At 74.3% G+C, this 22,362-nt stretch carries 11 protein-coding genes and 1 pseudogene; all 12 read right to left on the minus strand.

The genetic code is table 11. The features are described from left to right. Positions 1-212, minus strand: a pseudogene (locus ABZV94_RS31145) (DNA-binding response regulator); the annotation flags it as partial. 14 nt (positions 213-226) lie between these two features. Beyond that, positions 227-817, minus strand: coding sequence for an aminodeoxychorismate/anthranilate synthase component II (locus ABZV94_RS31150; protein WP_356346267.1), 591 nt, complete (start codon positions 815-817; stop codon positions 227-229). Continuing rightward, on the minus strand, positions 814-2,337 hold the full coding sequence (locus ABZV94_RS31155) for an anthranilate synthase component I family protein (RefSeq protein WP_356346269.1): 1,524 nt from the start codon (positions 2,335-2,337) through the stop codon (positions 814-816). Before ABZV94_RS31155 ends, ABZV94_RS31150 begins: the two co-directional genes overlap by 4 nt. A gap of 33 nt (positions 2,338-2,370) precedes the next feature. Next, positions 2,371-3,360, minus strand: a complete 990-nt coding sequence (locus ABZV94_RS31160) for a clavaminate synthase family protein (RefSeq protein ID WP_356346271.1) — start codon at positions 3,358-3,360, stop codon at positions 2,371-2,373. Next, complete coding sequence (locus tag ABZV94_RS31165; protein ID WP_356346273.1) at positions 3,357-3,887, minus strand: YbaK/EbsC family protein; 531 nt, start codon at positions 3,885-3,887, stop codon at positions 3,357-3,359. Before ABZV94_RS31165 ends, ABZV94_RS31160 begins: the two co-directional genes overlap by 4 nt. Further along, positions 3,877-4,095, minus strand: a complete 219-nt coding sequence (locus tag ABZV94_RS31170) for an MbtH family NRPS accessory protein (RefSeq protein ID WP_356346275.1) — start codon at positions 4,093-4,095, stop codon at positions 3,877-3,879. Before ABZV94_RS31170 ends, ABZV94_RS31165 begins: the two co-directional genes overlap by 11 nt. A gap of 25 nt (positions 4,096-4,120) precedes the next feature. Next, positions 4,121-5,104: a 2,3-diaminopropionate biosynthesis protein SbnA gene (sbnA, locus tag ABZV94_RS31175; RefSeq protein WP_356346277.1), complete on the minus strand. Its 984-nt coding sequence runs from the start codon at positions 5,102-5,104 to the stop codon at positions 4,121-4,123. 41 nt (positions 5,105-5,145) lie between these two features. Further along, positions 5,146-6,183 carry a 2,3-diaminopropionate biosynthesis protein SbnB gene (gene sbnB / locus ABZV94_RS31180; RefSeq protein ID WP_356346279.1) on the minus strand — a complete coding sequence of 346 codons (1,038 nt, stop codon included), beginning with the start codon at positions 6,181-6,183 and terminating at the stop codon, positions 5,146-5,148. A gap of 16 nt (positions 6,184-6,199) precedes the next feature. Further along, complete coding sequence (locus ABZV94_RS31185) at positions 6,200-7,192, minus strand: TauD/TfdA family dioxygenase (RefSeq protein WP_356346281.1); 993 nt, start codon at positions 7,190-7,192, stop codon at positions 6,200-6,202. A 287-nt stretch (positions 7,193-7,479) separates the two neighbouring features. Further along, positions 7,480-9,948, minus strand: coding sequence for a non-ribosomal peptide synthetase (locus ABZV94_RS31190; protein WP_356346283.1), 2,469 nt, complete (start codon positions 9,946-9,948; stop codon positions 7,480-7,482). Between the two features lie 188 nt (positions 9,949-10,136). Beyond that, the gene (locus ABZV94_RS31195; protein WP_356346284.1) at positions 10,137-15,716 is read right to left on the minus strand and encodes an amino acid adenylation domain-containing protein; all 5,580 of its coding nucleotides are present in this window, start codon (positions 15,714-15,716) and stop codon (positions 10,137-10,139) included. Further along, on the minus strand, positions 15,713-22,362 hold a 6,650-nt coding region (locus ABZV94_RS31200; RefSeq protein ID WP_356346286.1), incomplete at its 5' end, for an amino acid adenylation domain-containing protein. The genes ABZV94_RS31200 and ABZV94_RS31195, both read right to left, overlap by 4 nt.

A 22,362-nucleotide genomic window follows, 5' to 3' on the forward strand; every position in this document is an offset into this window, starting at 1 on the left:
GCACGCCCGGCCTCCAGGACTGCGTCGAGAACGGCTTCGGCGCCCGCGGGGCGCAGGCCCGCCAGTACGGCGTCCGGGCGGCACCGGACGGCGGCCGCGGACAGCGCGGACGGGCCGGCCAGGACGGCGGCCACCTCGTGTCCGCCGTCCCGCAGCACCTGGGCGAGGCCCGCCCGCAGGACGGCCGATCCGTCGGCGATGAGGATACGCATCGGGGTCTCCTGCCTCACACGCGCACGGCGGCGTACCGGCGGGCGGCGGACAGGAAGTTGTCCAGCAGCCGCGTCCCGCCGGTCGTCGCCACGCTCTCGGGATGGAACTGCACGCCGTACACCGGCAGTTCACGATGGCGCAGGGACATCACACATCCGTCGTCCGCCGCGTACCCGGTCACCTGAAGCCGTTCGGGCAGCGGCTCGGCCACCACCAGCGAGTGATAGCGGGCCACCGTCGTCTCGGTGCCGAGCCCCTCGTACAGACCGGTGCCGTCGTGCCGTACGACGCTGGTCTTGCCGTGCCGTACCAGGTCCGCGGTCACCACCGTGCCGCCGTAGGCGAGGCCCACGGCCTGGTGACCGAGGCAGATGCCGAGCAGCGGGGTGCGGCCGGCGAAGGCGTGCACGAGGTCGACGTGCCCGCTGTCCGCCGGATGCCCCGGCCCCGGCCCCAGCACCACCGCGTCCGGGGCCGAGGCGAGCAGTTCGCCAGGGGCGCGGGTGCCGCTGCGCACCACCTCGGTGTCGACGCCGAGGCCGCGCAGGTACTGGTCGATGATGTAGGTGAAGCTGTCGTAGGCGTCGACGACCAGGATCCTCACGGCAGCAGCTCCTTCCCGGTCAGCGCCCAGTGGGCGGCGGCCATCTTGTGCAGGGTCTCGTGCCACTCCCGCTCGGGACGGGAGTCGGCGACGATGCCGGCGCAGGCCTGTGTGCGGTAGACGGCGCCGTCGTGCACCACGGTGCGGATGCACAGGGCGAGCAGGCTCCAGCCGCGGACGTCGACCAGGCCCACCGCCCCCGCGTACATGCCGCGCGGGCCGTCCTCCAGCTCCTGGATCAGCTGCATGGAACGGATCTTCGGCGCCCCGGTCACGGTGCCCGCCGGGAAGGTCGCACGCAGCACGGACCAGGTGTCGTGCGCTGGGTCGAGTGTCCCGGAGACGGTCGAGACGAGGTGGAAGACGTGCGAGTACGTCTCCACGGTCATCAGCTGCTCGGTGCGCAGCGTCCGCGGCAGGCAGACGCGGCCGATGTCGTTGCGGCACAGGTCCACGAGCATGATGTGCTCGGCGCGTTCCTTCTCGTCGGCCAGCAGAGCGGCCACCCGGCGCGCGTCGGTCTCCGTGTCCCCGCTGCGCGGGGCGGTGCCCGCGATGGGCCGCATCACCAGCCGGTCGCCCCGGGCGGCGACCAGCATCTCGGGGCTGGCCCCGATCAGGGTCGTACCGGCCCGCGGCACCAGGTACATGTACGGTGACGGGTTGCGCGAGCGCAGCCGCCGGTAGACCTGGAGCGGGGTGAGGCCGGTGCCGACCTCGATGCTGTGCCCGATCTGGATCTGGTAGACGTCACCGGCCCCGATGTGCGCCAGGCACCGCTCGGCGCGGGCCAGGAAGGTCTCCCGCGCGGTGGAGTCGCGCACCGAGCGCGGCTCGGGCGCCTCCGGCACCGCCGTCTCCTCGGGCAGGGCGGCGAGCGCCGCCGCGACCGGATCCGGGCCGGGCGGTGGCCCGAACACGTCGGCGTGCGCGTGCAAGCGGCGTACGGCGCCGGTGGCGAGGTCGTAGTGGACGGTGTCGCGGAACAGGGTCAGCACGCAGTCGGGGCCGGAGTCCGGGTGCGCGCGGGCGGGCAGGTCCTCCATGTGCCAGGCGGCCTCGTACCCGATCGTGGTGACGAAGCCGAACGCGAAGGCGTCGTCCGGGACGTGCGTGTGCAGCCGGAACAGCCGCTGGGCCGCACCGAGGAACTCCCACACCCGGCCGGGCCGGTCCAGGGCGCGGGTGTCCGGCCCGAGCACGGGCATGCCCAGGTGGTCGGCGGCGGCGAGCAGCGCGCGGGCCACCTCGGCGCGGCCGCTCACCCGGACATGGCCGGCGTGGACCTCGATCTCCGCGAGCCGGCCCTGGCCGACCACGGCATGGCCGCGGTCCTGGAGCGGACCCTCGGGGCTTTCCAGCAGGAACACGTCCTCGGTCCCGAGCCGCCCGGCCAGGGCCGAGTACAGGGCGAGCGACTCGTGGGGCGGCAGCGGCGTCTCCTCCACGCGCACGTCGACGCGTACGGGAGCGGACTGGACGCGGGGCACGGCCGGTTCGAGAAGTGTGGTCACAGGCATCTCAATTCCTCGGTGCGGACTGTGCCGCGGTCGTCAGTCGAGTACGTAGCCGTCGCACGCCCGCGAGGCGCGGGAGCGGCGCAGGTCGGTCAGGACGAAGCCGCGCTGCAGCCAGCGGTCCCGGCCGTCGTAGCGGGGACGGAAGGCGGTACGGCCGTGCACGGTGACCCGGTTGTCGACGATCGCCAGATCGCCGGGTTCCAGCCGGACCGTCTGCGCGGTCATCTCGAACAGCCCGGCCAGCTCGGCCAGGGCGGCGCGGCCCCGGTCCGTGGTCGCCCGGGTGGCCGCGAAGTCCACCCGGACGTCGGGGTCGTCGGCGGCACCGGTGAGCACCGCGTGCGGTGAGGCGGCCCCGGCCGCACCGAAGGAGGGCGGGGCGGCCGTCACGAACTCCTCGCCCCACAGGGCCGTCCGGCTCTCCTCGGACAGCAGCGGAAGCGTCTGGCGGATGCAGCCGGTGCGCAGGCCCGCCACCCGCTCGTGGTCGGCACGCAGGCACAGCAGCATCACGAAATCGGGCCGGTGCGGGTGGAAGGCGTTCTCGGTGTGGAAGGACAGCAGCGTCGAGCCGGCGTTGCCCTGGAAGTCCTCCTGGCCGGGGACCGGGACGACGTCCTGGACGAGGGCGCCGGTCTTCTCCGGCCGGAAGGCGGCCGGGTCGCCGAGCCCGGACGCCACCATCAGCAGCACGGCGGCGGGCACGGACGCGGTGCGCTGCACCGAGCCGCCCACGGACGGGGTGTCGGGCAGCTCCGCCTCGTCGACGGGCAGTCCGCGCACCAGCAGCGTGCCGGCCGGCCCGGAGTCGCGGCGGAAGTCCCGAAGCCCGCGGCGCAGCGGGACCGGCAGCTCGCACCAGGCGTCACGGGCGGCGGCGACATACGCGTGGTCGTCCACCCGCCCGTCCCCGGCGGGGGCGAGACGCCGGGCGAGCGCGGTGATCCGCCCCGCGTCCCCGGCGCCGACGGTGAGGGTGCGGGCCGGGGCGGAGACGGCGGCGGTGTCGAGGAGCAGGGTCATGGAGATATCGCTTTCCGGTCGGATCCACGGGTGCTGATCGGCGCCACGAGAGGGGCGGCGATGCGCCGGTAGGCGCGGGTGGTCAGGGCGACGGACTGGTCGAGGCGGGCGGCGTTGAAGTAGATCTCGTCCTCGTCGAGCAGATCGCGGTCCACCACGAGCGTCAGCCGCGCGTCGAAGGAGAACGGGATGACCGCGCCGCTGGCGCAACCGGTCAGGCGTTCGGCGGTGGCGCGGTCCGCGAAGGCCGCGCGGGCCCGGCCGGACAGTGCGGCCACCGCGTCGGTGTCCACCCGGCGGTCGCCGGGCACCACCGCCAGGACGTGTCCGCGGCCCGCCGGGCCGCCGGCCACCCGCAGGACCAGGCACTTGGCCGCCTGCCGCAGCGGATGGCCGCGCAGCGCGCTGGCCTGAACGGTGCGCCCCTCGGGCGGGTGGTCGATGACCCGGTACCCGGCGGCGTGCGCGTCGAGCAGGTCCATCAGCCGCCGGTGGGCACCGGCCTCGGTGAGGATGTCAGCCGGCATGGGCCATCGCTTCGGCGACCGAACGCGGGCGCATGTCCGTCCAGTGCTCCTCGACGTAGGCCTGGCTCTCCTCCAGTCCGGCGTCCTCCAGCACGGCCTGCCAGCCGGCCGGGACCTCGGCGAACGACGGCCACAGCGAATACTGGCCCTCGTCGTTGACGAGGACGTGGTAGCGGCCCTCCGGGTCCTCGAACGGGTTGCTGCTCATCGCTTGTCTCCCTTCAGACGGGATGTCAGGTGTGGGGCACGGGCAGGCGCTCGCCGGCGAGCTCGTCGCCGTACAGGGCCTGCACCCAGTTGCTCTGGTAGACGGTGTCGAGATAGCGCTCCCCGAGGTCCGGGGAGATGGCCACGGTGACGAGGTCGGCGCGGTCCTCGCCGGGGCGGCCGAGCCATTCGGCGGCGCCGGCGACGACGGTCCCGGTGGAGCCTCCGAACAGAAAGCCGCGGGCGGCGAGCCGGTGACACGTGCGCACCGTCTCCGGTTCGGGCACGATCACCACGTCGTCGACGAGGGACTCGTCGAGCAGCGCGGGCCGCACCCCGGCGCCCAGGCCCGGGATCATCCGGGTGGCGGCCGGGCCGCCGAAGGTGACCGAGCCGGCGCTGTCCACGGCCACGATCCGCACCCGCGGCCGGTGTTCCTTGAACCAGCGGGCGCAGCCCATGAGGGTGCCCGTGGTGCCGGCGCCGACGAACAGCACGTCCAGGCCGGGGAACCGCTCCGCGATCGGTGGCGCCGTCCAGCGGTAGTGGGCCCGCCAGTTCTCCGGGTTGCGGTACTGGTTCAGCCAGACGTAGCGGCTGTCGGACGCGCACAGGCTGCGGACCAGGTTGATCCGGGCGCCGAGGAAGCCGCCCTCCGGGTCCGGCTCGGTGACGATACGGACCTCCGCGCCGAAGGCCTCCATCGCGCGCCGGGTGGCGAGGTTGCAGCGGGAGTCGGTGACGCACACGAAGCGGTAGCCCCGGCTCGCCGCGAGCGCGCTGAGGGCCACGCCCAGGTTGCCGGAGGAGGACTCGACCAGCACCGAGCCCTCCCGCAGCACTCCGCTGCGCTCGGCCGCCTCGATCATGGACAGGGCGGCCTTCTGTTTGATGGAGCCGCTGAAATTGAACCCCTCGCACTTGAGATAGACCGATGAGCCGAGAACCGGCCAGAGGTCGACGTACAGGTCGTCCTCGTTGAATTCCTGCGGAGCCGAGATGATCGGCATGGAACCTCCCGCTCTGGGGACGGGACGCGCTCGGCGGGCGGTCAGCCGTAGCGGCGCATCTCGTGGAAGAAGCCGTCCACGACGGCCAGTTCGCCGGCCTCGCGCACGGTGTCGTGGACGTGCCGGCCGAGCGCGAGGTCGAGGACCCCGAGGCCGAACGGGGAGAAGACCACCGGCCGGTCGGCGGGCGGCCGGAGCGCGCCGGTGAGCAGGTCGTACAGCGTGCCGTGCACGAAATCCCGGTGCCCGGTGCGCTGTTCGGCCAGATGAAGCGAGGTGTTCGCCTTCAGGCAGTGGTCGACGTCGTCGACGACGTTGAAGGCGTCCAGCACCACTTCGGGCGCCAGGTCGCGCAGTGAGACGTGCAGCACCAGCGGGTTGTGCGTGAACCAGCCGGGGTCGGTGACGTGCGGCTCGCCGGCGACGGTGGCGAAGACGACGAGGTCGCTGGAGCGGATCAGCCGCTCGGCGCTGTCGTGCACGGTGATCGTGCCGGGCGTGCCGCCGCGCTCCAGGTAGCCGGTGAACCCGTCGGCGTGGGCGGGGTCCAGGTCGTACACGCCCGTCTCGGCGAACTCCCAGCCGGTGCCGGCCAGATAGGCGTGCACGAACCGGGCGATCAGGCCGGTGCCGACGAAGCCGACACGGCGTGGGCGCTCGCGGTGGGCGGACAGTTCCCGGGCGGCGATCGCGGCCGACGCGGCGGTGCGGGCGGCGCTGATGATGGAACTCTCCAGGCAGGCCAGCGGATAGCCGGTGGCCGGATCGTTGAGGATCAGCACGGCGGAGGCCCGGGGCAGCCCGGCGGTCACGTTCTGAGGGAAACTGGAGATCCACTTCACCCCGTCGACGGGGGTGTCGCCGCCGAGGGAGGCGGGCAGCGCGATGATCCGCGAGCTGGGCCGGTCGGGGAAGCGGAGAAAGTACGAGGGCGGGTTGACGGTGTCTCCGCTGCCGTGCGCGCGGTAGGCCGCCTCCACGATCCGGACGACCTCCTCGTACCGGCCGCCGATGGCACGGTCGACCTGGGCTCCGGAGATGACGGCGAACGCGGGTGCTGCCGTGGTGGGTGAGGACATGGGTGTTCTCCTGGGGTCAGAGCGCCCGGACGTGACCGGGCAGGCGGACCGGGTCGCCGAGGACCACGGCGATCCGCCGGTCGCCCTCGTAGGGCTCGCGGCTGTGGGCCATGCGCAGGTTGTCGACGACGAGGACGTCGCCGGTGATCCAGGGCTCGCGGACGGTGGCGGCCCGGTAGGCCCGGTCGATGGTCTCGACGACCTCGTCCGGGATCGGCCGCCCGTCGCCGTAGACGGTCGTGAACGGCAGGGCACCGGGCCCGTACACGTCGGTGAGGTACTCGCGGACCATCGGGTCGAGGGTGCGCTCGTTGAGGAACGCCACCTGGTTGAACCAGACGGGCCGGCCGGTGCCGGGGTGGGTGAGGACGGCGGCCCGGCGCTGGCGGGTGCGCAGCGCGCCGTCCGGCAGCCAGCTGTGCTCCACGGCCTCGCGGGCGCAGTACGCGGCCACCTCGGCGGGGTCCTCGGTACCGAACGCCTCGGTCCAGGCGACGCCGACCTCGCGGTAGGTGCGGGTGAGCTGCCAGCCCTCGCGGACGAACGGCTCGACCAGGTCCGCCGGCAGTGCCCGGAGCACCGCCTGCCCGTCCGCGAGAGCGGTGGCGCCGCCCTCGTCCGGGGCGCGCAGACAGGCGAACAGCAGCGTCGAGGGCACCTCGGCCGCATAGCTCAGCTCGTGGTGCATGCACATCGGTTCGTCGGGCGGCCACTCCGAGGAGGACAGCACGCCCGGGGCGAGGGTGCGGCGCGGGGCGAACCCCTCGCGTTCGGGCATCGCCTCGATGCCGAGCGCGGCGGCGACCGCGCCCACCTCCTCGGGGCCGCGCGGGCCGAGCCCGCGCAGCAGGACCGCGCCGGCGTCGGCGAGGGCCGCGCGCACCTCGGCGCGGTGGGATGCCGCCCAGCCTGCGGGGTCGCCCGCGCTGTCGGCGGCGAGGACGGGAACCCGGGTGGCGGCTGCGGCTGTTTCCGGCACGGGGGCCGTCAGATCGAGAACGGACGTCATGTGCGGTCTTCCTCCGGTGAAGGGCCGGGCCTCATGGGAAGGCGGGGCGGTGGAACGACGGGCAGGTGCCTGCGGGGCGAGGGCGGGAGGCGGGGACAGGAGCGCCGGCCCCGACCCGCCGTGGGCGGCGCCCCCGTCACCGCCCGCAGCCGCTCCGGCCCGCCCGCGACCACCTCGGCGCGCGGGCGCGTGGCCCCCGGGCCGGGGCCGGCAGGCCGGTGACGGAGGTCGTCCACGGGTCCCCTCTCCCGGGGCAGGGGCCGGCTCGCGGTGCGCACGGCTTCGGATCAGCTCGCCGCGAGCGCGGTGGCACGCTCGTCGAGCAGGGCGGCGAGGTCGGACAGGACGGGGTGGGCGGCCAGTTCGCCGACGGTGACCCGCCGGTCGAGGCTGATGGCGAGGCGGACCGCGCTCAGCGAGGTGCCGCCGAGGACGAAGAAGTGGGCGTCGCGGCGGATGCGGTGCGCGGGCACCTTCAGGGCCGCGCTCCACAGCTCGGCCAGCCGCCGCTCGGTGGGCGTCCGCGGCTCGCCCGAGGAGACGTCGGCGGGCTCGGCAGCGGCGGACTGCGCCCGGCGGGTCAGCTCCTTCTTGTCGATCTTCCCGTTGGGAGTGAGGGGCATGGCGTCCAGCACGACGATCCGGGCGGGCACCATGTACGACGGCAGGGACGCGGCCAGCTTCTCGGCCAGCCCGGCCGGTTCGGTGGTGCCGGAGCGGGTGCAGTAGCCCACCAGGAAGCGGTCCTCGCCGCTGCCGGCGACGACCACGGCGGCGTCCCGGACCCCGGCTGCCCGCATCATGTGGTTCTCGATCTCGCCGATCTCGATACGGAAGCCGCGGATCTTCAGCTGGGCGTCCCGGCGCCCGTGGAACTCCAGCCGCCCGTCCGCCGCCCACCGGCCGAAGTCACCGGAGCGGTACAGCCGCCCGCCCGGCTCGTCCGGGTCGGGCAGGAACGCGGCGGCGGTGCGCTCCTCATCATGGACGTAACCACGGCCCACGCACACGCCCTGGAAGACGATCTCGCCGGGCGCTCCGAGCGGCACGGGCATCATCCGCTCGTCGACGACCCGCACGCGCACATTGCGGACCGGCCGGCCGAGCGGCACCGACGCGCCCCGGGGAGCGGCCCGCATCACCTCGTGGTTGGTGTCGTCGCTGGTCTCGGTGAGGCCGTAGGCGTTGACGAGCGGCACTCCGGGGAAGGTCTGGAACCAGCGCTCCACCAGTTCCCTCTTCAGCGCCTCACCGGTCGCCGACACGATCCGCAGCTCCGGCAGCCGCCCGGGGCGGCCGTCCAGCCAGGTCAGCAGCACCTCCAGATAGGAGGGGACGAGCTGGACCACCTGGGCCCGGCCGGTCTCCAGGACGTCGACGAAACGGCCGATGTCGAGGATGGCGTCCTGCTCGACGATCCGGGTACGGCCGCCCGCGACCAGCGCCGCCACCAGCTGCCACAGGGAGATGTCGAAGCACTGCGGGGCGGTCTGGGCGACCGTGCTGTCCGCGGTGATGCCCAGGTCCTCGATCTTGGCGAGGAGGTGGTTGACGAAGCCGGCGTGTTCGCACATGGCGCCCTTGGGCTCGCCCGTGGAACCGGAGGTGAAGTAGATGTAGGCGAGCGCGTCGGCGGCCACCGGCAGGTCGGGGTCCGTATCGGGCAGCGTGTCCGGCAGCCGGTCCACGGCCAGCACGGCGGGGGCCTCGTCGCCGAGGTCCGCGACGGCCTGCCGCAGGGAGGCGGAGCCCTCGCCGGTGGTGAGCAGCAGCCGGCAGCCGCTGCGGCGCAGCATCCCCGCGATCCGGGAGGCCGGGAAGTGCGGTTCCACGGGCAGATAGGCGCCGCCCGCCTTGAGGGTGCCGAGGAGCGCGGCCGCCCAGTCGAGGTCGCGCTCGGTGACGACGGCGACCACGTCCTCGTCCGCGAGGCCCCGCTCGCGCAGCAGCCAGGCGATCCGGTTGGCGCGGCGGTTGAGTTCGCCGTACGTCAGCGCCCGCTCGCCCAGTTCGACGGCGACCGCGTCCGGATGGGCGTGCGCCCGCTCCTCGAAGAGCTGGTGGCAGCGCCGGTCCGGCAGCGGCCGTACCGGTCCGCTCAACTCCTCCTGTTGGTAACGCAGTTCCTCCTCGCCGAGCAGATGCCGGGCGTGGTGGTCCGCGCCGGGCTCGGCGAAGGCCCGGGTGAGGGCGGTGATGTAGTACCCGGCGATCCGGCGGGCCGCCGCCGCGTCCAGGACGTCGGTGCGGTGCCGCACCAGCAGGCTGTCGCCGTCGGCGGCGACCCCCAGGACGACCCCGCGCGGCAGCTCGGCGGGCAGGTCCGCGGCACGGGGTGCGACGAGGGTGTCGTACATGGGGGGTTCCGTGGCCGGGGCGTCCGCGGCGAAGGCGAGCACCATGCGCAGGGTGCCCGCGGCGGTGGCCGTCAGCTCCCGCCAGCTGCCGTCCTCGACGGTGATCCGCGCGGGCAGGGCCCCGCCGCGGGCCGGCTGGAACCCGGTGACCGTGTCCCGGTCCCCGGTCAGCGCCGCCACCACCTTGGCGTGCACGGCGAGCAGCAGGGCCGCGTCGAGGTGCGCGCGGTCGCTCTCCGGCAGCCGCGCGCGGAACTCGGCCGTGCCGGGGACGCCGGGCTCGGCGGCCCAGCCCGGCAGCGGGGTGAAGCCGCCCGCGCTCACGACAGCGTTCCAGTACTCCCGGCCGGCCGCGCCGCCGATCTCGTCCGCCCCGTCCACCACGAGTGTCGCCTCCATCGGAAAGTCAGCCGGAACATCGGCCGGAACATGAACGCGATCGCGGGAGCCGGATCCGGCCTTCGCGTCGCGGCTTCGACCGTATGAACCGGCCTTATCGGCGAGGTATCGGTCCAGTTCCGGCCACCGGGCGGACACGCGTGAGGGGCGGTACGCGGACTGCGTACCGCCCCTCGGATGCGGCCGGGTCAGTCGCGGCGGCCGAGCAGCCGGCCTATCTCCGCGGCCGGTCCGGGGGCCAGCAGGCCCTCGTGGGTGGCGGCCACCTCCAGCCGGTCCACGACACCGGACAGATACGGCGTCCAGGCCTCCTGATCGGCCCAGTCGCGGACGTCCTCGGTGGCGGCGACGAGCAGGATGTCCCCCTTGAACACCGGCGGTTCGGCGGGCGAGACCAGCCGTACGTTGTTCACCAGGGCGCCGAGCACCGCGTGCCGCTGCTCCGGATCGAGGCGGCTCAGCTCGGAGTCGCCGCGGCCCAGGTAGTCCACGATGCGCTCACTCAGCGCGGCGGCCCCCTCCGGTACGGTGCCGGGGTCGTCGCCGTGCAGCCGGGCGTGGGCCCGGCACAGGTCGCTCAGCACCTGCCCGGCGCTCAGGTGCGCGCGCCGGTGTTCCTCGACCGGGTAGGCGTCGAGCAGCACCAGCTGCTCGACCTGCTCGCCGCGCCGCTGGAGTTCGGCGGCGAGCAGATGGGCGAGCGTGCCGCCCAGGGACCAGCCGAGCAGCCGGTAGGGGCCGTGCGGCTGCACCGAGCGCAGCTGCTCGACATAGCCGTCCAGCATCCCGTCGAGGGTGGCGGCGAGCGGCCCGGTGCCGTCCAGGCCCGCCGACTGCAGCCCGTACACCGGCCGTTCGGGATCGAGGGTGCGCAGCAGTCCCGAGTAGCACCAGGCGAGCCCGCCCACCGGGTGGACGCAGAACAGCGGCGTCTTCGTCCCGGCGGTCCGCAGCGGCAGCAGGGGCGCGAAGCCGGCGCCGGGGGAGTCCCCGTCGCCGTCCCCGTCGAGGAGGCGCAGCAGCAGCGCGGGGGTGGGCGCCGCGAAGATGTCGCGGACACCGGGCTCGGTGCCGAGCGCCTGCCCGACCAGACCGGCCAGGCGGGAGGCGAGCAGCGAATGGCCGCCGCGGGCGAAGAAGCTGTCGTCCATGCCGACCTCGGTCACGCCGAGCACCTCCGCGAACAACCGGCACATCAGCTCCTCGCGGGCGGTCCGCGGCGCCCGGCCGGGACCCGACGGCTCGGCCGGGGCGGGCAGTGCGCGCACGTCCAGCTTGCCGTTGGGAGTCAGCGGCAGCTCGTCCAGGGTGACCAGTACGCCCGGCACCATGTACTCGGGCAGCCGGCCGCGCAGCGCGGCCAGCGCTCCCGCGGTGTCCAGGTCCGACGCGGCGGCCACCGCGTACGCGACGAGCCGCGGATCGCCGGGCCGGTCCTCGCGGACCACGACGGCCGCGTGCCGCACACCGGGCACGTCCAGCAGGGCGGCCTCGATCTCGCCGGTCTCGATGCGGAAACCGCGCAGCTTGACCTGCCCGTCCGCCCGGCCGACGAAGTCCAGCCGGCCGTGGCGCGTCCGGCGCACCAGGTCGCCGGTGCGGTACATGCGCCCCCCCGGGGGCCCGTACGGGTCGGCGACGAACCGGCCCGCGGTCTGTGCCGGGCGGTTGAGGTAGCCGCGCGCCACCCCGGGCCCGGCGATGTACAGCTCGCCCGGCGCGCCCGGCGGGACGGGACGCAGCGAGGCGTCGAGGACGTGGACGCGGACGCCGTCCACGGCCCGGCCGATGGACCGCGCGGAGCCGCCGGCGGTCGGGTCCTGCACGGCGTAGGTGACCTCGCAGGTGGCCTCGGTGGGCCCGTAGGCGTTCACCATGCGTCGGCCCGCCGCCCACCGGCCCACCAGGTGCGGGGTGCAGGCCTCGCCGCCGGTCATCAGCGTGGCGAGGTCGGGCAGGTCCGCCGGGGGCAGCCCGGCGAGCACGGCGGGCGGCAGATGGGCGTGGCTGATCCGCTGCTCGGCCAGGAACGCGGCCAGCCCGTCGCCGACCGGCCGCTGTTCGGGGATGACCAGGCAGGCGCCGGTGAGCAGCGCCATGCACAGTTCGGCCACCGACACGTCGAAGCTCGGGGAGACGAACTGCAGCACCCGGCTGCCCGGCCCGGCCCCGTGGTCGCGCCGGCTGCTGTCGCCGAGCACGGCGAGCCCGGCATGGGTGACGACGACACCCTTGGGTGTGCCCGTGGAGCCCGAGGTGTAGATGACGTAGGCCGGGTGACCGGGCCGCAGGGCGGTGCGGGGCGCCTCGGCCGGCCTGCCGGGCGCGTCGGTGCCGATCAGCACGGGTGTGCCGGTGGCGGGCAGCCGGCGGGCCGACTCCTCGGTGGCCACCACGGCGCAGGGCGCGGTCTCGGCGAGCATCAACTCCAGGCGCTGACGGGGGTATTCGGGGTCCAGCGGCACCCAGGCGGCGCCTGCCTTGGTGGCCGCGAGCACCGCCACCACCAGGTCCGCCGAGGCGGGCAGGGCCAGCGCGACGAACGTCTCGGGCGCGGCGCCCAGTTCGGCCAGCCGGTGCGCCAGCCGATCGGCCCTGGCGTCCAGTTCGGCATACGTCAGGGTCGTCGGACCGTGTTGCACGGCGGGCGCGTCGGGGGTGCGGGCGGCCTGCCGGGCGAACAGGGCGGGCAGGGTGTCCGGGGTGGCGGTGGGCGCGGCCCGCTCGGCCTCGGCGGCGAGCTGTGCCCGCTCCTCGGCGGAGAGCAGGTCGAGCGCGCTCAGCCGGCGCTCCGGGTCCTCGGCGGCGGCGTCCAGGAGTCGTACGAACCGGTCGGCGAGGTCCTGTGCGGTCTCCGGGTCGAACAGCGCGCGGGCGTACTCCAGGACGCCGCGCAGGCCCCCCGGGGCGCCGTCCTCGCCCCTGGTCTCGGCGACGCTGAACGACAGGTCGCAGCGCGCGGTGCCGGTGGCCAGCCCCTCGAAGCCGACGGCCAGGCCGGGCATGCGCATGCTGGGCTCGGCGTTGTTCTGGAAGGCGAGCATCACCTGGAACAGCGGGTGCGCGGCGGCGGACCGCACCGGGTTGACCGCCTCCACCAGCCGCTCGAAGGGCAGGTCCTGGTGGTCGTAGGCGGCCAGGTCGGTCTTTCGCACCCGGGACACCAGCTCACGGAAGGCGGGGTCGCCGGAGGTGTCCGTGCGCAGCACCAGCGTGTTGACGAAGAACCCGGCGAGACCCTCCAGCGCCGGCGCTCCGCGCCCGCCGACGGCGGTGCCGAGAGGGATGTCGTCCCCGGCGCCCATCCGGCTGAGCAGCGTGGCGAGCGCGGCCTGTACGACCATGAACACGGTGGAGCCGGTGGCGCGGGCCAGCTCGGTGAGCCGCCGGTGCGTCGCGGCCCCGGACCGGAACGTCACGGTGCCGCCCCGGTGGTCGGCGACGGCCGGGCGGGGCCGGTCGGCCGGCAGGTCCAGGGTGCCCGGCGCACCCGCGAGGGCGGAGCGCCAGAACGCCAGCTGGCGGGCGAGCGGGCTGTCCGGGTCGTCCTCGTCGCCCAGCACCTCACGCTGCCACAGCGCGTAGTCGGCGTACTGCAGCGGCAGCGGCCGCCAGGCGGGCGCGGTACCCCGGCTGCGCGCGGTGTAGGCCTCCGCGAGATCGGCGAGGAGCGGGGCGACGGAGCCGCCGTCGGCGGCGATGTGATGGACGAGCAGCAGCACCACGTGCTCGCGCGGGCCGAGGCGCAGGACGGTGGCCCGCAGCGGGATCTCGGCAGCCAGGTCGAACGGGTACCGGGCGGCCTCCGCCAGCAACTCGGCGGCCCCCTCCGGGTCGGTGTCGACCACCTCGACGGGCGGCACCGCCTCCTGAAGCACCCGCTGGTACGGCACGCCCTGCTCGTCCGGGAACACCGTCCGCAGGCTCTCGTGGCGGCCGGTCAGATCGCCGAGCGCGGCGGTGAGCGCGGCCAGGTCGAGGTCGCCGGTCAGCCGCAGCGGCATCGGCACGTTGTAGGTGGCGCTCGGGCCCTCGGCCCGATACAGGAACCACAGCCGCTGCTGGGCGAACGACAGCGGGATCCGCGCGGGCCTCGGCCGGGCGGCCGGCTCCGGCCGGTCCGGTTCCCCGGCCGCCTGCCGGATCCGCTCGCCGAACAGCGCCGGGGTGGGGGCGGCGAACAGCTCGCGCACCGGCAGCGCGACACCGAAGACGGCCCGGACCCGGCCGAGCAGTTTCAGCGCCGACAGCGAATGCCCGCCCCGCCCGAAGAAGCTCTCCCCGGGACCGAAGGACGGGTGCCCGAGCACCTCGGCGAACAGCCCGCACAGGATCTCCTCCCGCGGACCGCCGGAGCGCGGCACCGACACGGGCGCGCTCTCCTTCCCCTCCTTCGGGCTCGCGGCGCGGCCGGGCAGCGGGGCCCGCTCCGGCGGCAGCAGGCGGGGCAGCCCGCCGACCGTGGTGCCGGGCCGGTCGGCGACGGTCCCCAGCAGCCGTACGACATGGCCGAGGACCATCCCCGAGGTGTCCTCGTCGTACAGATCGGGCCGGTACTCCAGGCGGACCACCAGCCGCCGGCCGGCGAGTCCGGCGATCAGCCGCAGCGGGTAGTGCGCCGCGTCCTGCCCGGTGACCCGGGCGACCCGCACGCCTTCGTAGACCGGCTGCGGACCGCCGCCGCCGGGGTAGTTCTCGACGGTCAGCACGGTGTCGAACAGCTCCCCGTGACCGGCTGTCCGCTGTACGTCGCCGAGCCGCAGCTGCTGGTGGTCCAGGAGCAGCGCCTGCTCCTCCTGGAGCCGGACCAGCGACCGGGCCAGCGGCAGCGCGGCGTCGAGCCGGACCCGGACCGGGACGGTGTTGATGAACAGGCCGACCATGGTCTCCACGCCGGGCAGCTGCGGCGGCCGTCCGGACACCACCGAGCCGAACACCACGTCGTCCTGCCCGGTCAGCTCCCGCAGGGTCAGCGCCCAGGCGCCCTGGAGGACGGTGTTGAGCGTCAGCCCGTCGGCCCGGGCCGCGCCCAGCAGGGCCGCCGTGCGCTCCTCGGACAGCTCCACGGTGTGCCACCGGGGCCGCGCCGTTGCCCGCCCGGTACCGGGCGCGACCAGCGTGGGCCTGTCCAGCCCGGCCAGCGCCTGCCGCCAGGCACGCTCGGAGGCGGCCCGGTCCTGCGCGGCCAGCCACGCCAGATAGGTGCGGTACGGGGTGACCGGCTCCAGCCCCGAGGGGTCGCCGTGGTCGGCGTACAGGGTCAGCAGCTCCCGCTGCAGGATCGGCGCCGACCAGCCGTCCCACAGGATGTGGTGGTTGGTCAGCACCAGGGCGTGCCGGTCCGCCGCTCGGCGCACCAGCCGGAACCGCAGCGCGGGCGGCACGGCCAGGTCGAACGGCCGGGCGCGCTCCTCGTCCAGGATCCGCCCGAGCGCGGCCTCCCGCTCCGCTTCCGGCAGACCGGTCAGGTCGGACTCCTGCCAGGGCAGCGGCACCTCGCGGTGCACGACCTGGATGGCCTGGCCGTTGGCGCGCTGCCGGAACCCGGCCCGCAGGTTGGCGTGCCGGCGCAGCAGCGCCTTGGCGGCGCTGCGCAGCCGGGCGGCGTCCAGCGGTCCGGTCAGGTCGAGCACCATCTGGGCGGTGTACACGTCCGCGTCGCCCGTGCCGGTCGCGCCGGGGTCCGCCGTGCCTTCCAGGGCGTGGAAGAGCAGGCCCTCCTGCAGCGGCGAGAGCGGCAGGACGTCCTCGAGCCCGGATGTCTTCATGCGAGGTCCCTCAATTCTGCTTCCAAGTCGTCGATTTCGTCCTGGCTCAGGGAGACCAGGTCCAGGTCGGACGGGGTGAAGCCGCCGGTCTGCCGGGCGCGCACGCTCTCGGTGAGGGCCCGCAGCGCGTCGAACCAGCCGGCCGCGAGGGCGCGGGCCTCCGTCTCGTCGAACAGCTCCTGCGGCCAGGTCCAGGTGGCCGTCAGCTCGGGCCCGCCGGGCCGGTCCAGCGTCACGGAGTTGACCTCCAGGGCGTGCCCCACCGGCATGTCCGGGTCGCGTGGTGCCGGGGCGGGGGCGCCGGAAACGGCCGCCCAGTCGCCGGACGCCGCGAACTCGCCCTCGGTGGCCGGTGCGGCGGCCGCGGGCATCCGGCCCAGGTAGTTGAACCCGATCTGCGGGGCGGGGCGGCCGTCCAGTACGGCAGCCGACTCCGGGTCGAGGTGGCGCAGCACGCCGTAGCCGATGCCGTGGTCGGGCAGGGCGCGCAGCTGTTCCTTCACCCGCTTCAGCGCGTCCGGCAGCGGCCCGTCGCCCGGCTCGACCCGCACCGGACACAGCGAGGTGAACCAGCCCACGGTCCGCGACAGATCGACGCCCTCGCCCAGCTCCTCCCGGCCGTGTCCCTCCAGGTCCACCAGCAGCGCCGGGGCGTCCTGCCCGCGCCCGCGCCGATGTTCGCGCACGGCGAGGGCGAGGGCTGTGAGCAGTACGTCGTTCACACCGCCGTGCACGGAGGCCGGCACGTCGGTCAGCAGCGGCTCGGTGTCCTCGGGCGCCAGGGTCAGGGTGAGCTGCCGGGTGGCGACGGCGGTGTCCCGCGCCGCGTCCAGCGCCCGCGCCCCGAGCAGCGGGTCGGGCGTGGCCACGATGTCCTGCCACAGCGGCAGTTCTGGGCGCCGGGCCGGGGCGGCCGAGGCGACCGCGGCGGCCCAGCGGCGGAACGAGGTCGGCACCGGCGCGAGTTCCTCACCGTGCCAGGCCGCCGCCAGATCGGCCAGCAGTATCCGCCAGGACACCCCGTCCACCACCAGGTGGTGGGCGAGCAGCAGGAGCAGCCCGGGCCGGTCGGCGCCGCGGTCGTACCAGACGAACCGCACCACGGACCCGTCCTCGGGCGCGAGCAGCTGCCGTGCCGCCTCGCCCTCCGCCGTCATGAGGGCGATCAGCTCCCGCCCGTCCAGCCCGCGCGCGTCGACGCGGTGCAGCAGACCAGCGGCCCGGACCCGCGCGGCGTCCCGTACCTCCAGCCGCCAGCCACCGGCCTGAGGGCGTGCCCGCAGCCGCAGGACGTCGTGCCGGTCGAGCAGTGCCTGAAGGGCCGCGGCGATCCGTCCGGCGTCCGCACCGGCGGGCACCCGCACGGTCATCGACTGGTTGAACCCGCTCCAGGCACCGCCGAGTTCGCGCAGCCAGTGCATGATCGGGGTGGCGACGACCGCGCCGGTGCCGTCGTCGGGCACGGCGGGCGCGTCCTGTTCCACCGCCCGCGCCACGACCGCCAGCCGGGCCGCCGACCGGTGCGCGAACACCTCGCGGGCGGTGAACTCCAGCCCGGCCCGCCGGGCCCGGCCGACCAGCTGGATGGCGAGGATGCTGTCCCCGCCGAGCTCGAAGAACCCGGCGTCGGGATCGGCCTGTTCCAGGCCCAGCACCTCGGCGAACAGTGCGCACAGGATCTCTTCCTGCGCGGTGCGGGGGGCCCGGCCGGGGCCGTTCGGGCCGCGGTACTGCGGGGCGGGGAGCGCCTTGTGGTCGAGCTTTCCGTTGGGTGTGAGGGGCAGCGCGTCGAGCGGCACGATCGCCGAGGGGATCATGTACTCGGGCAGGTGTTCGGCGGCCAGGGTCCGCAGTTCCTCGGTGGGTGTGTCGGTGACGGTGTAGGCGACGACGCGTTTGTCGCCGGGCCGGTCCTCGCGGACGACGACGGCTGTCTGGCGTACTGCGGGGTGTGCTGCGAGGACGTTTTCGATCTCGCCGAGTTCGATGCGGTAGCCGCGGATCTTGACCTGGTGGTCGGCGCGTCCGACGAACTCCAGCTGGCCGTCGGTGCGCCAGCGGACCACGTCTCCGGTGCGGTACATGCGGGCTCCGGGCGTGCCGTACGGGTCGGCGACGAACCGGCCCGCGGTCAGGCCCGGACGGTTCAGATAGCCCCGCGCCAGCCCGGCGCCGGACACGTACAGCTCGCCCGGTACACCGGCCGGCACCGGACGCAGCCGGGCGTCGAGCACATAGACGCTCGCGCCCAGGATCGGGGTGCCGATGGGCGGGGTGACGGCGCCGGCGAGGGGGCGGCTCATGGTGGCGCAGACGGTGGTCTCGGTGGGGCCGTAGGCGTTGATCATCCGGCGGCCGGCCGACCAGGTGTCCACCAGGGCGGGCGGGCAGGCCTCGCCCGCCACGACCAGGGTCATGCCCGCCGGCAGGCCGTCCTCCGGCAGCACCGGAAGGGCGGCGGGCGGAATCGTGGCGTGGGTGACCCGGTGGCGGGCCAGTACGGCGGCCAGCGGCTCGCCGGGCAGGAGCTGCTCGGCCGGGGCCATGACCAGCCGGGCACCCGCCAGCAGCGCCATGCACACCTCGGAGACGGCGGCGTCGAAGCTCGGCGAGGCGAACTGCAGCACCCGGCTCCCGGAATCCACCCCGAACCGCTCGATCTGCCCGGCGGCCAGCGCCGGAAGACCGGAGTGGGTGACGACGACTCCCTTGGGGCGCCCGGTGGAGCCGGAGGTGTAGATGACGTAGGCCGGGGAGTCGGTCAGCAGCGGTGCGGTGCGTTCGGCGTCGGTGATGTCGGTGGTGGGGAGGTGGTTCAGGGGCAGTGCGTCCAGCGGGGTCGCGAGGGTGTGGACGGGGCGGGAGTCCTCCAGCATGTAGGCGATGCGGTCGGCGGGGTATTCGGGGTCGACGGGTATGTAGGCGCCGCCGGACTTCATCACTGCGAGGACGGCGATCAGCCAGTCCAGTGAGCGGGGCAGTGAGATCGCGACCCGCTTCTCCGGTCCCACGCCCTTGCCGATCAGCCAGCGGGCGAGCTGGTTGGCGCGGGCGTTGAGCTCGGCGTAGGTGAGGCTGTGGTCGCCGAACTCGGCGGCGGTCGCCTGCGGTGCCTGGCGTACGCGTTGCTCGAAGAGGTCCACGAAGGTGGCTCGTGCGGCGGGTTGGCCGGAGTCGTTCCATTCGGTGAGGATGCGGGTGCGTTCCTCGGGGGTGAGGACGTCCCACTGTGCTGTTGAGCGGTCGGGGTTCTCGGCCGTCCACTCCAGCAGGCGTACCAGTCGCTCCACCAGTGTCTCGGCCGACGCCCGGTCGAACACCTCCGTGGCGAAGACGAGGCTGCCGTCGATGCCCGTCGGCGTCCCCCGCTCGTCGTGCCGCTCGGCGAGGCTGAGGGCCAGGTCGAACTTCGCGGCGCCGACGTCGAGTCCGTACGCCTCGGCCCGCAGACCGGGGAACGCGGCCTCCGCGCGGCCCTGCGACTGGAGGGTGAGCATGACCTGGAAGAGGGGGTGGTGGGCGAGGGAGCGGGTGGGGTTGACGGCTTCGACGAGTCGTTCGAAGGGGACGTCCTGGTGGGCGAGGGCGGAGAGGTCGGTTTCGCGGACGCGTTCGAGGAGTTCGCGGAAGGTGGGGTCGCCGGAGGTGTCGGTGCGCAGGACGAGGGTGTTGACGAAGAAGCCGACCAGGTCGTCGAGGGCTTCGTCGGTGCGTCCTGCGACGACGGTGCCCAGGGGGATGTCGGTGCCGGCGCCGAGGCGGGTGAGCAGGGTGGCCAGGGCCGCGTGCAGGACCATGAACATGGTCGAGCCGGTCGAGCGGGCCAGATCCTTCAGCGCGCGGTGGGTGCGGGCCGGTATGTGGAGGCCTACCAGGTCGCCGGTGTGGGAGGCGACCGCGGGGCGGGGGCGGTCCAGGGGGAGTTGGATGATGTCGGGCAGTCCCGCCAGTTCCTTCTTCCAGAAGTCGAGTTGGCGGGAGAGGGGGCTGTCGGGGTCGGTCTCGTCGCCGAGGACCTCCTGTTGCCACAGGGCGTAGTCGGCGTACTGGACCGGCAGCGGCTGCCAGTCGGGTGTCCTGCCGTCGAGCCGGGCGGTGTAGGCGGTGGACAGGTCCCGCAGCAGCGGACCCGCCGACCAGCCGTCGGCCACGATGTGGTGCATCAGCAGCAGGAGCACATGCCGCTCGCCGCCGTCCACGGCGAACAGCGTGGCCCGGAACGGCACGTCGGTGCCGAGCGCGAAAGAGTGCCGGGCCGCCTTGGCCGAGGCCTGCTCCAGTTCGCCGGCCGTGACCTCCCGCACCGTGAACGCCACCTCGGTGTCGGCGGGCAGGACCACCTGGCGCGGCACGTCGTCGCGCTCGGCGAACACGGTCCGCAGGATCTCGTGCCGGGCCACCACGTCGACGAGCGCCGCCCGCAGCGCCGGTACGTCCACGGGGCCGTCCAGACGCAGGGCGAGCGGCACGTTGTAGGTGGGTCCGCCGCCCTCGACGCGGTCGACCATCCACAGCCGCCGCTGGGCGTACGACAGCGGAACCGTCTTTGGTCGTGGACGGGCCGTGGGAGCGGCGACGGCACGTGCGGCGCGGTCGAGCCGTCGGGCCAGCCCCTCGGGGCTGGGCGCCTCGAACAGGCCGCGCACCTCCACCTCGACACCGAGGGCGGAGCGGATACGGCTGATCAGACGGGTGGCGAGCAGCGAATGCCCGCCGAGCTCGAAGAAGTTGGCCTCCGGGCCGACCTCCTCCAGGCCCAGGACCTCGGCGAACAGCGCGCACAGGATCTCCTCCTGTGCGGTGCGGGGGGCGCGGCCGGGGCCGTTCGGGCCGCGGTACTGGGGGGCGGGGAGCGCCTTGTGGTCGAGCTTTCCGTTGGGTGTGAGGGGCAGCGCGTCGAGCGGCACGATCGCCGAGGGGACCATGTACTCGGGCAGCCGTTCGGCGGCCAGGGCCCGCAGTTCCTCGGTGGGTGTGTCGGTGACGGTGTAGGCGACGACGCGTTTGTCGCCGGGCCGGTCCTCGCGGACGACGACGGCTGTCTGGCGTACTGCGGGGTGTGCTGCGAGGACGTTTTCGATCTCGCCGAGTTCGATGCGGTAGCCGCGGATCTTGACCTGGTGGTCGGCGCGTCCGACGAACTCCAGCTGGCCGTCGGTGCGCCAGCGGACCACGTCTCCGGTGCGGTACATGCGGGCTCCGGGCGGGCCGTACGGGTCGGCGACGAACCGGCCCGCGGTCAGGCCCGGACGCCCGAGGTACCCGCGGGCCAGCCCGGCACCGGACACGTACAGCTCACCGGGCATCCCGGCGGGAACCGGACGCAGCCCGGCGTCCAGGACGTACACGTCGAAGCCGTTCAGCGGGGTGCCGATGGGCGGGGTGACGGCGCCGGCGAGGGGGCGGCTCATGGTGGCGCAGACGGTGGTCTCGGTGGGGCCGTAGGCGTTGATCATCCGGCGGCCGGCCGACCAGGTGCCCACCAGGGCGGGCGGGCAGGCCTCGCCCGCCACGACCAGGGTCATGCCCGCCGGCAGGCCGTCCTCCGGCATGACGGGGAGCGCAGCGGGGGGCAGGGTCGCGTGGGTGACCCGGTGGCGGGCCAGTACGGCGGCCAGCGGCTCGCCGGGCAGGAGCTGCTCGGCCGGGGCCATGACCAGCCGGGCTCCCGCCAGCAACGCCATGCACACCTCCCACGCCGCCGCGTCGAAGCTCGGCGACGCGAACTGCAGCACCCGGCTGTGCTCGGTGACCTCGAAGGCACGGGTCTGGGAGTACGACAGGCTCGCGATGCCGGAGTGGGTGACGACGACTCCCTTGGGGCGGCCGGTGGAGCCGGAGGTGTAGATGACGTAGGCCGGGGAGTCGGTCAGCAGTGGTGCGGTGCGTTCGGCGTCGGTGATGTCGGTGGTGGGGAGGGTGTTCAGGGGCAGTTCGTCCAGCGGGGCGGTGAGGGTGTGGACGGGGCGGGAGTCCTCCAGCATGTAGGCGATGCGGTCGGCGGGGTATTCGGGGTCGACGGGTATGTGGGCGCCGCCGGACTTCATCACTGCGAGGACGGCGATCAGCCAGTCCAGTGAGCGGGGCAGTGAGATCGCGACCCGCTTCTCCGGTCCCACGCCCTTGCCGATCAGCCAGCGGGCGAGCTGGTTGGCGCGGGCGTTGAGCTCGGCGTAGGTGAGGCTGTGGTCGCCGAACTCGGCGGCGGTCGCCTGCGGTGCCTGGCGTACGCGCTGCTCGAAGAGGTCCACGAAGGTGGCTCGTGCGGCGGGCTCGCCGGAGTCGTTCCACTCGGTGAGGATGCGGGTGCGTTCCTCGGGGGTGAGGACGTCCCACTGTGCTGTTGAGCGGTCGGGGTTCTCGGCCGTCCATTCCAGCAGGCGTACCAGTCGCTCCGCCAGTGTCTCGGCCGACGCCCGGTCGAACACCTCCGTGGCGAACGTCAGCGCACCCGCTATGCCGTCCGCCGTTCCGTCGGCGGTGTGCCGCTCGTGCAGGGTGAGGGCGAGGTCGAACTTGGCGGTGCCGACGGACAGGTCGTCCAGGCGGGTGCTCACGCCGGGCAGGCGGGCCTCGCCCTGGGCGTTGTTCTGCAGGACGAGCATGACCTGGAAGAGGGGGTGGTGGGCGAGGGAGCGGGTGGGGT

It is taken from the genome of Streptomyces sp. NPDC004658, assembly GCF_040609555.1.
GTDB lineage: Bacteria > Actinomycetota > Actinomycetes > Streptomycetales > Streptomycetaceae > Streptomyces.

Coding starts and splice junctions, on each gene's coding strand:
- ABZV94_RS31155 (WP_356346269.1), bottom strand. CDS start 2,337: ATGCCTGTGACCACACTTCTCGAACCGGCCGTGCCCCGCGTCCAGTCC.
- ABZV94_RS31160 (WP_356346271.1), bottom strand. CDS start 3,360: ATGACCCTGCTCCTCGACACCGCCGCCGTCTCCGCCCCGGCCCGCACC.
- ABZV94_RS31165 (WP_356346273.1), bottom strand. CDS start 3,887: ATGCCGGCTGACATCCTCACCGAGGCCGGTGCCCACCGGCGGCTGATG.
- ABZV94_RS31170 (WP_356346275.1), bottom strand. CDS start 4,095: ATGAGCAGCAACCCGTTCGAGGACCCGGAGGGCCGCTACCACGTCCTC.
- sbnA (WP_356346277.1), bottom strand. CDS start 5,104: ATGCCGATCATCTCGGCTCCGCAGGAATTCAACGAGGACGACCTGTAC.
- sbnB (WP_356346279.1), bottom strand. CDS start 6,183: ATGTCCTCACCCACCACGGCAGCACCCGCGTTCGCCGTCATCTCCGGA.
- ABZV94_RS31185 (WP_356346281.1), bottom strand. CDS start 7,192: ATGACGTCCGTTCTCGATCTGACGGCCCCCGTGCCGGAAACAGCCGCA.
- ABZV94_RS31190 (WP_356346283.1), bottom strand. CDS start 9,948: ATGGAGGCGACACTCGTGGTGGACGGGGCGGACGAGATCGGCGGCGCG.
- ABZV94_RS31195 (WP_356346284.1), bottom strand. CDS start 15,716: ATGAAGACATCCGGGCTCGAGGACGTCCTGCCGCTCTCGCCGCTGCAG.